The organism is Winogradskyella alexanderae (genome assembly GCF_020166335.1).
GTDB classification, from domain to species: Bacteria; Bacteroidota; Bacteroidia; order Flavobacteriales; family Flavobacteriaceae; genus Winogradskyella; species Winogradskyella alexanderae.
The window spans coordinates 691,822-707,042 of record NZ_JAIUJR010000001.1 but is presented as its reverse complement, the minus strand read 5'-3'; the positions used below and the strand labels follow the sequence as shown (position 1 = coordinate 707,042).

13 protein-coding genes are annotated in these 15,221 nt (G+C 36.0%); 4 read left to right on the top strand and 9 right to left on the bottom strand.

What is annotated here, in order from left to right:
- The gene (locus LBU54_RS03115) at nt 1–1,851 is read right to left on the bottom strand and encodes a 2-oxoacid:acceptor oxidoreductase subunit alpha (RefSeq protein WP_224525661.1); all 1,851 of its coding nucleotides are present in this window, start codon (nt 1,849–1,851) and stop codon (nt 1–3) included.
- A gap of 159 nt (nt 1,852–2,010) precedes the next feature.
- On the opposite strand from LBU54_RS03115, the gene LBU54_RS03110 reads away from it, so the two are divergent.
- Nucleotides 2,011–2,361 carry a 4Fe-4S dicluster domain-containing protein gene (locus LBU54_RS03110; protein WP_224525658.1) on the top strand — a complete coding sequence of 117 codons (351 nt, stop codon included), beginning with the start codon at nt 2,011–2,013 and terminating at the stop codon, nt 2,359–2,361.
- 91 nt (nt 2,362–2,452) lie between these two features.
- Nucleotides 2,453–5,986: a pyruvate:ferredoxin (flavodoxin) oxidoreductase gene (nifJ, locus tag LBU54_RS03105; protein WP_224525655.1), complete on the top strand. Its 3,534-nt coding sequence runs from the start codon at nt 2,453–2,455 to the stop codon at nt 5,984–5,986.
- Nucleotides 5,987–6,055: 69 nt separating this feature from the next.
- Here nifJ and LBU54_RS03100 read toward each other — a convergent pair whose 3' ends face one another.
- From LBU54_RS03100 to trmB, 6 genes are all read right to left on the bottom strand, one after another.
- A complete protein-coding gene (locus LBU54_RS03100; RefSeq protein ID WP_224525652.1) occupies nt 6,056–7,111 on the bottom strand; it encodes an NAD(P)/FAD-dependent oxidoreductase in 1,056 nt (351 codons plus the stop codon).
- 64 nt (nt 7,112–7,175) lie between these two features.
- Nucleotides 7,176–7,415 (bottom strand): NifU family protein, encoded by a 240-nt coding sequence (locus tag LBU54_RS03095; RefSeq protein WP_224525648.1) that lies wholly within the window; start codon nt 7,413–7,415, stop codon nt 7,176–7,178.
- The gene (locus tag LBU54_RS03090) at nt 7,416–8,555 is read right to left on the bottom strand and encodes an Mrp/NBP35 family ATP-binding protein (protein WP_224525646.1); all 1,140 of its coding nucleotides are present in this window, start codon (nt 8,553–8,555) and stop codon (nt 7,416–7,418) included.
- Nucleotides 8,556–8,664: 109 nt separating this feature from the next.
- Nucleotides 8,665–8,997 (bottom strand): MGMT family protein, encoded by a 333-nt coding sequence (locus LBU54_RS03085; protein WP_224525644.1) that lies wholly within the window; start codon nt 8,995–8,997, stop codon nt 8,665–8,667.
- A complete protein-coding gene (locus LBU54_RS03080) occupies nt 8,997–9,626 on the bottom strand; it encodes a LysE family transporter (protein ID WP_224525630.1) in 630 nt (209 codons plus the stop codon). The genes LBU54_RS03085 and LBU54_RS03080 overlap by 1 nt, the downstream gene beginning before the upstream one ends.
- 3 nt (nt 9,627–9,629) lie before the next feature.
- Complete coding sequence (trmB, locus tag LBU54_RS03075) at nt 9,630–10,304, bottom strand: tRNA (guanosine(46)-N7)-methyltransferase TrmB (protein WP_224525628.1); 675 nt, start codon at nt 10,302–10,304, stop codon at nt 9,630–9,632.
- Between the two features lie 101 nt (nt 10,305–10,405).
- Here trmB and LBU54_RS03070 point away from each other — a divergent pair, with 101 nt between their 5' ends.
- Nucleotides 10,406–11,464 carry a glycosyltransferase gene (locus LBU54_RS03070; protein ID WP_224525625.1) on the top strand — a complete coding sequence of 353 codons (1,059 nt, stop codon included), beginning with the start codon at nt 10,406–10,408 and terminating at the stop codon, nt 11,462–11,464.
- Here the strand turns inward: LBU54_RS03070 and LBU54_RS03065 are convergent.
- Together LBU54_RS03065 and LBU54_RS03060 are read right to left on the bottom strand one after the other, a co-directional pair.
- Nucleotides 11,447–12,490 carry a sensor histidine kinase gene (locus LBU54_RS03065; RefSeq protein ID WP_224525622.1) on the bottom strand — a complete coding sequence of 348 codons (1,044 nt, stop codon included), beginning with the start codon at nt 12,488–12,490 and terminating at the stop codon, nt 11,447–11,449. The two genes, LBU54_RS03070 and LBU54_RS03065, sit on opposite strands and share 18 nt — an antisense overlap.
- Nucleotides 12,490–13,176: a response regulator transcription factor gene (locus LBU54_RS03060; RefSeq protein WP_224525621.1), complete on the bottom strand. Its 687-nt coding sequence runs from the start codon at nt 13,174–13,176 to the stop codon at nt 12,490–12,492. The genes LBU54_RS03065 and LBU54_RS03060 overlap by 1 nt, the downstream gene beginning before the upstream one ends.
- A 231-nt stretch (nt 13,177–13,407) precedes the next feature.
- Between LBU54_RS03060 and LBU54_RS03055 the strand changes: the two genes are divergently transcribed.
- Nucleotides 13,408–15,207: a T9SS type A sorting domain-containing protein gene (locus tag LBU54_RS03055; protein ID WP_224525618.1), complete on the top strand. Its 1,800-nt coding sequence runs from the start codon at nt 13,408–13,410 to the stop codon at nt 15,205–15,207.
- The last annotated feature ends 14 nt before the right edge of the window (nt 15,208–15,221 follow it).

Here is a 15,221-nt window from a genome sequence, read left to right as displayed (position 1 = left end):
TCAGCTTAGTAATTGTTTAAACTTGTTTATTAATTCTGTATTACCAAAAGGTAATCCTTGAATTTTATTAAACTGCAAGAAATTTAGATGACCAAAATTCATACGCAAGACATGTACAAACTGGCCATTGTTTAATTCACAAACTATTATCCTCTTAAATTTACTTAATACTTCTTCTGTATTTTTCGGTAAAGGATTTATGTAGTTAAAGTGTGCATATCCGATATTTCCAAATCCTTGACTGTTCAGTTTTTGTACGGCCGAATGCAAGCTTCCGTAAGTTCCTCCCCATCCAACTACCAGTAAATCTCCAGAGTCCGCATACTCTGTTAATAAATCGGGTATATAATTCTGAACACGTTTAATCTTTTCAGCTCTTATTCTTGTCATGTACTCATGATTCTCCGGAACATACGAAACGTTACCCGTAATTTTGTCTTTTTCTAAACCACCTATTCTATGCTCCAAACCTTTTGTTCCAGGGATTGCCCAATTTCGTGCAAGTGTTTTTTCGTCTCTATTGTAAGGATGCCAATTCTCAACAACTTCTGTAACCTTGTTGTTCTTAATTTCAGGCATTTCAGAAACTCTTTTTATCTTCCAGGGTTCAGATCCATTAGCGATATATCCATCTGTTAATAGAATAACCGGAGTCATATGCTCTAGCGCTAATTTCGAAGCTTGATAAGCGTAAAAAAAGCAATCTGCTGGAGTACTCGCGGCGATTACTATAACAGGGCTATCACCATTTCTTCCATACATTGCTTGCATTAAATCAGACTGTTCTGTTTTAGTTGGTAATCCCGTTGAAGGGCCTCCACGTTGAACGTTCACAACAACTAAAGGTAACTCTATCATCATGGCTAGCCCTAGCGCTTCTGCCTTTAGGGATAGGCCAGGACCAGAAGTAGTTGTAATAGCTAAATCACCAGCAAATGACGCGCCAATCGCCGATGTGATTCCTGCAATTTCATCCTCTGCCTGAAAGGCTTTAACTCCAAAATGCTTATGCTTTACAAGCTCATGTAAAATATCCGTTGCTGGCGTTATTGGATACGAACCTAAAAATAATTCTATGCCCGATTTTTCTGCGGCTGCCAAAAAGCCCCAAGCTGTAGCTGTATTTCCACTTATGATCCTATAAGTGCCAGACGGCATTTTTGCCGGAGAAATGGAATATGAACTGGGTATTAATTCAAGCGTCTCAGCATAATAATAGCCCGCATTAAGTGCTTTTGTATTTGATTCGATTAATTCAGGTTTTGCAGCAAATTTCTTTTCAAAGAAAGCTATGGTATATTCGGTAGATCTATGGTACATCCAATAAACCATGCCCAGAGCAAACATGTTTTTGCTTCGGGTTATGCTTTTGTTATCCAAACCTTCAACGCCCTTTAAAGCTTCTTTGGTTAATGATGAAATAGATACTTCAATAACTCTATAGTTCTGTAGGCTACCATCTTCAAGTGGATTTGTTTCGTACAGTGCCTTCTGCAGGTTCTTTTTATTAAAAGCATCAATATCTACAATAATTGTTTGCCCAGGTTTTACAGCATACAAGTTGGTTTTTAAACCAGCAGGATTCATCGCGACCAATAAATCTACCTCATCTCCTGGGGTACTAATTTCTACACTGCCTATATGGACTTGAAAACCGGAAACACCATATAGACTTCCTTGAGGCGCTCTAATTTCTGATGGGAAATTTGGAAATGTTGCAACGTCGTTCCCAAACATTGCTGAGGTATCTGAGAATTGGGTTCCAGTTAATTGCATTCCATCACCGGAATCACCAACAAACCTAATAACAACCGCTTCTAGTACTTCGGGTTGCATCGTTTTCTTAATCATATCCATGTTTGAATCCTTCTAGTTTTTATAAATAAAACGGACTATTTGCCGAACTATCAAATATAGTTTCTCGAGCAAATATGTAACATGATTTTTGTCATATTAATAATAGTAGGGAATGATTACTTTTAAAAACAAATATTGTAAAATCAAGCAACTATGGCTATTATTATTACAGACGAATGCATCAACTGTGATGCTTGTATTTCAGAATGTCCAAACAACGCAATTTATGAACCAGATCAGGAATGGTCCTATGCAGATGAGACTGCCTTAAGCGGAACAGTAACAGGCTTAAACGGCGAAGAAATTGATGCAGACGCTCAAAACGACCCAATATCAGATGAATTTTACTATATCGTACCAGAAAAATGTACCGAATGTAAAGGATTCCATGACGAACCTCAATGTGCTGCGGTTTGTCCTGTTGATTGTTGTGTAGATGACGACAATAATGTGGAAACGGAAGAACAACTATTAGAGAAAAAGGCATGGTTACATGGCGAATAAACACGCCTAGTAACCCTGTTTTATATAATTCACAACGTTTAGACCACCTGTAAGTACTTATGGGAATGGCCTTAACAGTAATTTATGCATTATGAAAACTAAATTTCCAAAACTGATATGTGATGCTAATGAGGCCGTCGCTAGAATAGCTCATAAGACAAATGAAGTTTGTGCTATTTATCCAATAACCCCAGCATCACCAATGGGTGAGCATGTAGACGTATTTAGTTCAAATGGTCAAAAAAATATTTGGGGCAACATTCCTAGAATTGTAGAAATGCAGAGTGAAGGTGGTGCTGCCGGAGCTATTCATGGTTCTTTACAGGCAGGTGCTCTCACAACAACGTTCACTGCATCGCAAGGATTATTATTGATGATTCCAAATATGTACAAAATAGCCGGTGAGTTATTACCTTCGGTTATTCATGTGGCAGCAAGAACAGTAGCAACTCATGCGCTGTCTATTTTTGGAGATCACTCGGATGTAATGGCCACAAGGCAAACGGGATTTGCCATTTTATTTGGTGGCTCTGTTCAAGAAGCTCAAGATTTTGCATTAATCGCTCAAGTTGCCACATTAAAATCTAGAATTCCTTTTTTAAATGCTTTTGATGGTTTCAGAACATCTCATGAAATTTCTAAAATTGATTCAATTCCAGATGATATTATTGAAGCAATGGTTCCAGACGATAAAGTAATGGAGCATAAAAAAAGGTCTTTGGATCCAGACCATCCTTTGGTGAGAGGTACTTCACAGAATCCAGATGTATTTTTCCAAGCTAGAGAAGCTGCCAATCAGTACTATAGTAAAGTTCCTGAAATAGTTCAAGAAACAATGAATGAGTTTTACAAACATACTGGAAGACAGTACAAATTATTTGATTACATAGGACATCCAGAAGCGGAAAAGCTAATCATAATAATGGGTTCTGGTCAAGGACCAGTTATGGAGGCAGTTGATACTATGGTTAAAAATGGAGAGAAAGTTGGTGCCTTAATCGTACGATTATATAGACCATTTTCTATAGAACATTTTGTTAGTGTACTACCGGAAACTATAAAATCTGTTGCTGTTCTTGATAGAACAAAAGAACCTGGAAGTACTGGCGAGCCATTATACTTAGATGTAGTTTCAGCCTTTGTTGAAAGCCCAAGGGAAACACCAAAAATTATAGGTGGGCGTTACGGTTTATCTTCAAAAGAATTTGACCCTGCAATGGTTAAGGCTATTTATGACGAATTGGACAAAGAAAACCCTAAAAATCATTTCACCATTGGTATTAATGACGATGTTTCAAATACAAGTTTAGAAATTGGAAATCGCCTAAAAACAGTAAAATCTACTTTCAATTGTATGTTTTATGGTCTAGGTTCTGACGGTACAGTTGGTGCTAACAAAAACTCTATTAAAATTATTGGTGAGACCACGGACAACTATGTTCAAGGCTATTTTGTATATGATTCAAAAAAAGCAGGTGCTCAGACCGTATCGCATTTAAGATTTGGACCTGAACCAATTTTTTCTACTTATCTCATACACAAAGCAGACTTTATTGCGTGTCATCAATTTAACTTCATCGAGAAATATGACATATTGAAAAATATCAAAAAGGGTGGTACATTCTTGCTTAACTCTCCATTCTCCAATGAAGAAATTTGGGATAGACTCCCACAAAAAATGCAAGAAGAAATTGTCGAAAACGAATTGGAATTCTATGTCATTGATGCCTCAAAAGTAGCTCAAAAAGCTAACCTTGGTAAAAGAACCAATACGGTTTTACAAACATGTTTCTTTGCTATTTCAGGTGTTTTACCTAGAGAAGAGGCAATTGAAAAAATCAAAAATGCTATTGTTAAGTCCTATTCACACAAAGGAGATAAAATTGTACAGATGAACTTTAAGGCCGTTGATATGGCACTTAGTAATCTCCAACGCGTAAAATATCCTAAGACTATTACAAGCGATAAGGAATTAGAACCTATGATGACTGGAACAGACGATCCATTTGTAAAAGAAGTACTAGGCAACATACTTGCAGGAAAAGGAGATGATTTACCAGTGAGTGCTTTCCCTGTCGATGGTTCATTCCCAACAGGAACTACACAATACGAAAAAAGAGGTATTGCAGATTTTATACCTACTTGGGACGACATAAATCTGTGTACACAATGTAATAAGTGTGTTGCTATTTGTCCTCATGCAGCTATACGAGCTAAAGTTGTTCCTAATAGCATATTAGCGGATGCCCCCTCATCATTACAATCAGTTGCGGCAAAAGGAAGACCATTCACAAGTGCCACTGAATCTTACATATTGCAAGTTTCACCAGAAGATTGCACCGGCTGTGATTTATGTGTTGCTGTATGTCCAGCGGAAAGCAAAGAAATCGAAGATTTCAAAGCTATCAATATGAGGAAGAAACTTGATGTTGAAGACAAGGAAAATACCAATTGGGACTATTTTACTAAGCTTCCGTATTACGATAGAACAGCACTGCAAATAACCAATGTTAAGGGTTCACAATTCTTAGAACCGTTATTTGAATTTTCAGGAGCGTGTTCAGGATGTGGCGAAACACCATACATTAAAATGTTAACTCAACTTTATGGTGACAGTATCCTAATAGCTAATGCAACAGGATGTTCTTCAATATATGGTGGCAATTTACCAACGACTCCATACAAAAAGAATAAACAAGGAAGAGGACCCGCTTGGGCAAATTCACTATTTGAAGATAATGCTGAATTTGGTTTAGGAATGAAATTGGCATTATCTAAGAAACAGGAAATAGCTGTTGATTTATTAAAATCATTGGAAAAAGAGGTTAGTAGTGAATTGGTTGATTCAATTCTTAATAATCCAGAGCAAACAGAGGCTGAGAAAAAACAGAAAGATGATGACCTCGCTATATTAAAAGAGAAGCTTTTAGATCTAACTCATTTAGAAAAAGCTAAAAAGCTGAGCCAATTAACTGAATACCTCCGCAGAAAATCTGTATGGATTGTTGGCGGAGACGGATGGGCTTATGATATTGGCTATGGTGGTGTAGATCATGTTTTGGCATCTGGAGAGGATATCAATATAATGGTGCTAGATACAGAAGTATATTCTAATACAGGAGGGCAAACCTCTAAAGCTACACCATTGGGAGCAAGTGCGAAATTCTCAGTATCCGGTAAACGAACAGGCAAAAAAAACCTTGGCTTACAAGCTATATCTTATGGTAACGTTTATGTAGCTCAAGTGGCTATGGGTAGTAAAGATATTCAAACCCTTAAGGCTATAGAAGAAGCTCAAGCTTATCCTGGTCCTTCATTAATAGTAGCTTATTCCCATTGTGGGGAACATGGCTACGATTTAAAAGATGGTGCATTACATCAAGAAAAAGCTGTTAAGTCTGGTTATTGGCCTTTATTCAGGTTTGACCCATCTAAACCTAAAGGCAAGAAGTTTAGATTAGATTCTAAAGAGCCAAGTATACCAATTGAAGAATTTATGTATAATGAAACTCGATTTACACGAGTTGCCAAAGACAACGAAGAACTTGGTGCTGCACTTCTCAAAGAAGCCCAAGAGGAAGTCAATACCAAATGGGAAAGACTAGAACTTTTCAGAAATATGTAAATTTAAATTTGATGTAAACAAGAACAGCTATCTTTTTGTGAGATAGCTGTTCTTTTATATATACTAAAATTAATTTATTGTTTTTACAACCTGTTTTGGTGCTTCTTTACGAGTTCCGTCAAATCCATCTACACCAGTCACTGTAGTATACTTTAAAACGTTTTTTTTGCCTGGGTTAATAATTTGAAACGCTGCTTGACACATTAAGGTTGCTTCATGAAAACCACAAAGAATAAGTTTTAGCTTTCCTGGATAAGTATTAACATCACCGATAGCGAAAATGCCTGGAATATTAGTTTGATAATCTAAGGCATTATTAACTTTAATAGCATTCTTTTCAATCTCTAGACCCCAAGTTGCAATAGGACCCAGTTTGGGAGATAGCCCAAATAATGGAATAAAATGATCTGTTTCAATTAAAACAGGTTCTTCATCTATTTTGGTTATATCAACACTTTCTACCTTGCCTTTTCCATGTATTGCAGTAACCTCAGCTGGAGTTATTAAATCTATTTTCCCAAGATTTTTTAATTCCTGTACTTTCTCTACTGAATCTAAATGACCTCTAAACTCATTACGCCTATGAACAAGAGTTACAGATTTTGCTACATCGGCTAAGAAAATACTCCAATCTAAAGCTGAATCACCACCACCAGCAATGACTACGTTTTTGTCACGATACATCTCTGGTTCTTTAATCATATATTCAACCCCACAATCTTCATATGCTGCAATATTGTCAATCAATGGTTTTCTAGGTTCAAAACTTCCAAGGCCACCGGCAATAGCTACAACAGGTGCCTTATGCTTGGTACCCTTATTGGTAGTAACAACAAAACTACCATCATCTTGCTTTTCAATAGTATCGGCACGTTCACCCAGAGTAAATCCTGGCTCAAATTGCTTGCATTGCTCAAGAAGTTTATCTGTTAAATCACCTGCTAGAATCTCTGGATAAGCAGGAATATCATAAATAGGCTTTTTAGGGTACAATTCAGAACATTGCCCTCCAGGTTGTGGTAGCGCATCAATAAGATGACATCTCAGTTTTAACAAACCTGCTTCAAAAACCGTAAACAATCCCGTAGGACCAGCTCCTATAATTAGTATATCAGTTGTAATCATGAATTAAGAATTGGATGCAATACAGATACTGCAATTTCATTTTAATGTGGCTTTTTGCACATTATTACTCTACATTAATCACTCGTTCAATTTGTGGTGCGTATTTTTTTATAGTCATTTCTACGCCCGATTTCAATGTCATTTGGTTAACACTGCAAGCCGTACAAGCCCCAACAAGTTGTACTTTAACAAATTTACCCTCTTCTATAGAAAGTAAATTGATATCGCCACCATCGCTTTGCAAAAAAGGACGGATTTCATCTAGTGCCTTTTCAACATTTAATATTAATTCTTCTGAGTTCATTTATTTCTTTTTAACAGCAGAACAACCCGCCATTGTTGTGATCTTAATTGCTTCTGTAGCAGGTAGTGCTTCATTTCTATAAACTACTTGTTGTACCATTTCCCTAGTAATTGATTCAAAAGCTTCCTCTACTGGCGTTGCCGTTTGTAATGCCGCAGGTCTACCAACATCACCCGCTTCCCTAATACTTTGAACTATTGGCACTTCGCCTAAAAATGGCACTTCTAAGTCTTCTGCTAAATATTTTGCGCCACCTTCACCAAAAATATAATATTTGTTTTCTGGCAGTTCTTCAGGAGTAAAATAAGCCATGTTTTCAACAATACCTAAAACTGGTACGTTAATCGTATCTTGTTGAAACATTGCTACACCTTTTCTTGCATCTGCAAGTGCAACGTTCTGAGGCGTACTGACTACCACAGCTCCAGTAATTGGTAAGGCCTGCATTATACTTAAGTGAATGTCTCCGGTTCCAGGAGGCAGGTCAATCAGCAAAAAGTCTAATTCACCCCAAGCAGCATCAAAGATCATTTGATTAAGAGCTTTGGATGCCATTGGCCCTCTCCAAATCACAGCCTGATCAGGTTTTGTAAAAAATCCTATAGACAATATTTTCACGCCATAATTTTCGATGGGTTTCATTTTAGACTTCCCATCAACTGCAACTGACAGCGGTCGTTCTGAAATAACATCAAACATTATAGGTATGGAAGGTCCGTAAATATCGGCATCTAACACACCAACCTTAAAACCCATTTTTGCTAATGAGACAGCTAAATTAGCTGTTACTGTAGATTTTCCTACGCCACCTTTACCAGATGCAACTGCAATTATATTCTGAATACCTGGTATTGGCTTTCCCTTTATTTCATTTACTGGTGCTTTTGTAGGCGCATCAACCTTGAGATTTACCTTAATCTTAGCCTTCTCATATACCTGTTTATGAATGGTCTGAAGAATTTCTACCTCAGTTTTCTTTTTAGCCTGTAAACTTGGATTCTTTATGGTTATATCTACAATAACCTCATCTGCAAAGGTTACAACGTTGGTTACTGCTCCGCTATCAATCATATTCTCCCCTTCTCCAGGAACCGTAATAGTTTTCAGAGCATTAATGATATCTTGTTTGTTAAGTTTCACTGTTATCTAGATTTAATCTAAATGCAAAGATACTGCGAAAAGTTTAGATTCTTTAACCCTTAAATTGAAATGAATAATAGTAGGATTTAATTTGATAATAACCAGAATATCAGTTAAGTTCCTTGGAAGGATCCCAAAAAATTGCTTTAAAATTTTGAATTTGATTTTCCTCTACCAAAACACCTTCATTTTCTAAAAGCTGTTGCATTAAGTTGCTCCCTTCAAAATGATGCTTACCTGTTAAAAGACCATTTCTATTAACCACACGATGAGCCGGAACATCTTTGGTATGTGAGGCGTTCATGGCATAACCTACAATTCGGGCACTTTTTATGGCGCCTAGATACTTAGCAATGGCGCCGTAGCTTGTTACCCTACCATAGGGGATTTCTCTTACAACATCATATACCTTTTCAAAAAAACCTAAAGTTTCCGGCTTCATTACAACTCCTTTAAAATATTAATGAAGGTAATAAGAGCAACAATACCTGTAATGATACCGATACTATAATTCATGCTTTTTTGTGAGGTAAACGATCTGTCTTTAATCTTGTCAAAAAAGAAGATGTAAAAATACAGCATCACAAAGGTTCCCATTGCAGCTCCTGTAACGTATGTAATTATACTTAGACGTTCAAAATTCATCCAACCAAAAGAAGCTAATGTTATTGTCATGTATGCTTGGTATGGTATTGGGAATACATTTAAGGCCGACAAAAACATACCATGAAAAAAACGACTTTTTTTACTTCGAATATCTGGATTTATTTTCGATTCTTTTTGGTTTTTGGCAATTACCAAAAAGTAAACTGTAATCAGAACAAATATGACAAAAGCAACTCGCTGCAAAATTTCGACAATATCAGGTCTATTGGATAAATATCTCGCAAAAATTGCTGCGATATAAGTTTGTATAAAAACGATTAAACAAACGCCTGAAGAAAAAGTGATCCCTCTACCTGGCCCCTCTTTTAAACTTATTCTTGCAGCTGTCATGTTTAGAAGCCCAGGCGGTACTACACCAATTAATGCTACGAAAAGCCCGAGGAAAAAAACAACGGTAATACTCAAATTTTAGTTGATTTTAAATCTAATATACGTAATTGCTTTGTCTTGTTCTAAATACTGGCTTTCATAAAAAGTCTGAATCCCAGTAACTTCCTCAGGACTTCCTTCTAATTTATAAACATTATGATTTGCATACAACACGTCGTAACCACGACCATGAAGCAACCCTAAGGTATAGCCATGCATAAACTCACTGTCTGTTTTTAAGTGAATAATTCCTTCTGGCTTAAGTACCTTATTGTATCGTTTCAAAAAATCCAAGTTTGTAAGCCGATGCTTTGTGCGTTTATACTTTATTTGAGGATCTGGAAAAGTAATCCATATTTCGTCTATTTCATGTTTTGCAAAAGCATATTCAATTAACTCAATTTGTATTCGTAAAAAAGCAACATTATCTAAATTTTCCTCCATTGCTGTCTTTGCACCGCGCCAAAATCGAGCTCCTTTAATGTCAATTCCTATGTAATTCTTTGATGTATCGTTTGTTGCCAATCCGACAGTATATTCGCCTTTCCCGCAACCAAGTTCAAGTACAATGGGTTTGTCATTCTTAAATATCTTTTCTCTCCACTTTCCTTTATACTCAAATAGACCTTGTAATAATTCGTCACGAGAAGGCTGAAACACATTTGGAAACGTTTCGTTTTCTTTAAATCGTTTAAGTTTATTTTTACTTCCCACTTTAATCCAGTAGTTTAATACTGCCGTAAAATTAAGGAAACATTTTAGGTTTATCTTTGCAAACTGGAGTTGTTTCGTACTAATTTATAATTTGAAAATAATTGGATTCTAAAACAACAAAAAAAATACTAATAGCGCCATTAAATTGGGGACTTGGACATGCCACAAGATGCATCCCAATTGTCAATGCCCTAATTCAAAATAAGTACGAACCAATTATTGCAAGTGATGGTGAAGCTTTGACTTTATTAAGGAAAGAATTTCCTAGACAAAAGCACTTTGAGTTGCCATCCTATAACATTACTTACTCCAAAAAAGGAAGTAATTTTAAAAGAAAACTAATAAAAGATTCCCCGCATCTTTTAAAAACAATCAAAAACGAAAAAAAAGCAATTAAGGAATTTGTTGAATCCGAAAATATTTCAGGTATTATCTCAGACAACAGATTTGGAGTGAGACACAAAGATGTGCCTTCAGTTTTTATTACCCATCAATTGAAGGTTTTAAGTGGTAATACAACTTGGTTAAGCACCAAATTACATCAAAAAATAATTTCGAAATTTGATGAGTGTTGGGTACCCGATCATGGAGGTGAAAATAATCTAAGCGGTGCATTAGGCCATTGTAAGTTTGACAAAATAAATGTAAAATATATTGGCCCTTTAAGTAGGTTTAACAATACTTATCATAAACCAACCTTCAATTTAATGGTATTGCTCTCAGGGCCAGAACCACAACGTACATATCTTGAAAATAAACTACTTAAAGATCTTGAATCTTACACAGGTAAAGTAATTTTTGTTAGAGGTAAGTTCGAAGCACAACAACAGAAAGATGTTCAAAATAATATAACCATTTATAACTACATGACCAGTGGTGAACTTGAAGATGCTATAAATAAAAGTGACCTTGTACTAAGCAGATCCGGTTATACCACCATAATGGATTTGGCGAAGTTACAAAAGCGAGCATTTTTTATTCCAACACCTGGGCAATTTGAACAAGAATATTTAGCTAAAATATTATACGCAAAAGGCATTACGCCCTATAGTCATCAAGATAATTTTAAAATTGAAATGCTAAATACGGTTTCTGATTTTACAGGATTCAAAACAGATGCGTTTGAAATAAATTACAGGAAATTATTCAGCCTTTTCTAATGTGAATGAGAATTCACTACCCACACCTAGTTGACTTTCTACATATATTCTCTCTTCATGCGCCTCAATAATATGCTTAACAATTGAGAGCCCAAGACCTGAGCCACCTTCTTTACGGGAACCACTTTTGTCAACTCTGTAGAAACGCTCAAACAAACGAGGTAAATCTTTCTCGTCAATACCTTCGCCATTATCGGTTACACGGACAATAACTTTATTTTTAATTAGATTTTCAATGCTTACTTCTGTAGTTCCTTTCTCGTGACCGTATTTAATGGAATTAACAATAAGGTTGGTTAATACTTGTTGAATGCGCTCCTTATCACCATTAACCATTATAGGATCGTTGTAATCCATATCAAAGGTCAGGGTAATTTTCTTTTTGGCAGCCTTCATCTCAAATAGGTCAAAAACACTTTTAACAACAGCAACTATGTCAAAAATCTCCTTATTTAGCCTTAAATCTCCAACCTCTAGCTTGGTAATCATGTCTAAATCCTTAATGATGTATATGAGTCGCTCTACACCCTTACTAGCTCTTGTTAAATACTTTTTCCTAAGTTTTTCATCATTCATTGCTCCGTCTAAAAGCGTGAGAATATAACCTTGTACAGTAAATAAAGGTGTCTTTAACTCATGAGACACATTACCCATAAACTCTTTTCTGTATTCCTCCCTTACCTTAAGTGTTTCAATTTCGAGTTTTTTATCCTTGGCATATTTATCAATTTCTTTTGTCAGTGTACCCATATCTGTTGTTATGGGCTGTTGTCTCAGGCTAGTCGACTCGAGAAGTGTTAAGTCATCATATATTTTTTTAACTCTTCTGTAGATAAAACGCTCAACTCGATATTGGATAATAATGAAGCATAGAATATAACAAACTGGTACAAAATAAATTAAGTGCCAACTAAAACTATGATAATACCATAAAAAAACACTCACTAGGAGTGTGGTAAACACCGTCACGTAGAGCGATGTTCTTATAGCGAATTTATAAGTATTCTTTAAGTTACTTTTTTGCATTAGTCAACAAACTTGTAACCAACGCCTTTTACGGTTTTAAAGGATTTATCGCCAATTTTTTCACGAAGTTTTCTAATATGTACGTCAATCGTTCTTCCTCCCACTACGACTTCATTCCCCCAGACTTTATCCAGGATTTCCTCACGCTTAAATACTTTACCGGGCTTGGTTACAAGCAAAGATAACAATTCAAACTCTTTTCTTGGTAATGTGATTTCTTTGCCTTTGATGGTAATTTTATACTCATCTTTATAAATTACAAGATTGCCAATTTTTACTGTGGTGTCCCCAGAATCTTCAGTATCCTTTAATCGTCTTAAAAGTGCTTTTACCTTACTAACAAGTACTTTGGGTTTTATTGGTTTTGCAATGTAATCATCTGCACCAGCATCAAAACCGGCAACCTGGGAATAATCTTCGCCTCGTGCTGTTAGAAAAGCTATTATTGTACTGTCCTGGTCCGGTAATTCTCTAATTCGCTCACAGGCTTCAATACCATCCATTTCTGGCATCATGACATCCAAAATTATAAGATGGGGTTTGTGTTTCTTGGTTTTTTCTATGGCTTCAACACCGTTTTCACCCGTAATCACTTGATAGCCTTCGGAAGACAAATTATAACCAACGATTTCTAAAATATCTGGCTCATCGTCAACCAAGAGAATTTTAATATCCTTTTTCTTCACAGTTTGAGTTTATTAAGTTTTGTAAATATAAAATTTATCTCTTTTATCATTGGTATAATAATAAATTGATAACAATTCGCTAACATTAAACTATATGATTCCCTAATTGCTAAGTTTGGAATGGCACCCTTATGTTATGTTATTGTAAAATAGACCTTTGTTGATAAAAAGTATTCTTCATACTCATCATTTGTTATTATATTTAAGGTCTAATTAAATTTTTAATCAATTATGAAAAAACTTTACTTTTTACTTTTTAGTTTATTATTACTGTGTAGTTTGTCATTTGGACAGACAACAGTCTTTCAAGAGTCATTTGAAACTGATGGTAATGGTTCCAGATACACCACAAGTCAGGTAGAATTCAGTGATGGATTTGGTGATTTTTTTGGCAGAACCAACCTTAATGATACAGCGGAGGATGCTGCGGATTTAATAGTTGGCAATATCTATACACTATCTGGTACTGATGGAGATTTTTGTTTTGCCGGTATGGATTTAGATGCAGCCAATGCGACTGGATCCGGCGGAAGTGCAACTCAAACGCTTGAAATTACTGGTATTAATATTAATGGCTTTTCTAATCTCTCATTGGCCATTTTGCTTGCCGAAGATGATGATGGAACAAATCAAGATTGGGACGAAACAGATAATTTAATTATTGAAGTTCAAGTTGATGCAGGAGGTTACACTCCGATTATTGCTGTTGAAGGAACTGGAGCTTCCAATTCTGAACCAGCTATAGATTCTGATTTTGATGGGACAGGCGATGGGACTGCTATAACATCAACATTTCAAGAGTTTGTTGCTTCTATTTCCTCTGGTACTATTTTAGATATAAGATTAACTTTTACATTCAATTCTGGTGACGAGGATATTGCAGTGGATAATATTCGAGTTGTTGACGGTTTTGCGGCATCACCAAATATCACAGCGGGACCAGATGTGGCAGGATTAAATTATGAATTTAATGCTGGTCCATCTGCTGAGGGTTCCTTTACAGTTGAGGGAGCGGACCTTACTGATGATATTACTGTTACTCCACCAACTAACTATGAGATTTCAACTACTTCTGGAAGTGGATATGTAACTACGCCTATAGTATTAACTCAAACAGGTGGTACTGTTGCATCTACAACTATTTATACAAGATTAATATCTGGTCTTGCTATTGGTAATTATAATGAGGATGTACTTGTTACCAGTCCTGGAGCAACTGATAGAACTGTAAGTCTAAGTGGCTCCGTTTTTGCTGCATTGACCAATGCTCTAAAGATTTCTGGCGTATTTGATGTATTAACTAACGGTAGTCCTAAAGGAATTGAGATAGAAGTTTTAAGTGATATTGCCGATCTTAGTATTTTTGGTGTTGGCAGCGCCAATAATGGTGGAGGAACAGACGGAGAGGAATTTACATTCCCAGCGGTATCAGCATTAACCGGAGATCTGCTTTACATAGTAGGTTCTGGGCAATCAGCTGATTTCAACACGTTCTTTGGCGTAAGTCTTACCCCATATGAATCAAGTGCAGCCTTCATCAATGGTGATGACGCAATAGAACTTTTTGAAAATGGACAGGTAATTGATGTTTTTGGTGATATAAACGTAGATGGTACTGGTGAGCCATGGGATTATGTAGATGGTTGGGCATACCGCAATGTTGGCACAGGTCCAGACGGTTCTACATTTGTGCTGGCCAACTGGAGTTTTAGTGGTACTGGACAATTAGATGGTACATTAAACAATAACTCAACTAGTCCTTATCCTTCTGGAAATCTGTTGTCTATTACTGAAGAATTTATATTTGATTTTTCAATTTATCCTAACCCTACAAATACTGGAAGTGTAACAATTACTTCTACAACTAGTCAAGCCATTGATGTTCAGGTATTTGATGTTTTAGGTAAGCAAGTGATTAATCAAAGAATTACAAATAATAACCTAAATGTATCTAACCTTAAATCTGGTTTATACATTGTAAGGATTATGCAAAACAATGCGTCAGTTACTAAAAAGCTCGTTATAAAATAAGAGCATTGTTTTAA

Bases quoted from the DNA above. Each gene is read 5' to 3' on its own strand.
- LBU54_RS03115 (WP_224525661.1), bottom strand. From the start codon at position 1,851: ATGATTAAGAAAACGATGCAACCCGAAGTACTAGAAGCGGTTGTTATT.
- LBU54_RS03110 (WP_224525658.1), top strand. From the start codon at position 2,011: ATGGCTATTATTATTACAGACGAATGCATCAACTGTGATGCTTGTATT.
- nifJ (WP_224525655.1), top strand. From the start codon at position 2,453: ATGAAAACTAAATTTCCAAAACTGATATGTGATGCTAATGAGGCCGTC.
- LBU54_RS03100 (WP_224525652.1), bottom strand. From the start codon at position 7,111: ATGATTACAACTGATATACTAATTATAGGAGCTGGTCCTACGGGATTG.
- LBU54_RS03095 (WP_224525648.1), bottom strand. From the start codon at position 7,415: ATGAACTCAGAAGAATTAATATTAAATGTTGAAAAGGCACTAGATGAA.
- LBU54_RS03085 (WP_224525644.1), bottom strand. From the start codon at position 8,997: ATGAAGCCGGAAACTTTAGGTTTTTTTGAAAAGGTATATGATGTTGTA.
- LBU54_RS03065 (WP_224525622.1), bottom strand. From the start codon at position 12,490: ATGCAAAAAAGTAACTTAAAGAATACTTATAAATTCGCTATAAGAACA.
- LBU54_RS03055 (WP_224525618.1), top strand. From the start codon at position 13,408: ATGAAAAAACTTTACTTTTTACTTTTTAGTTTATTATTACTGTGTAGT.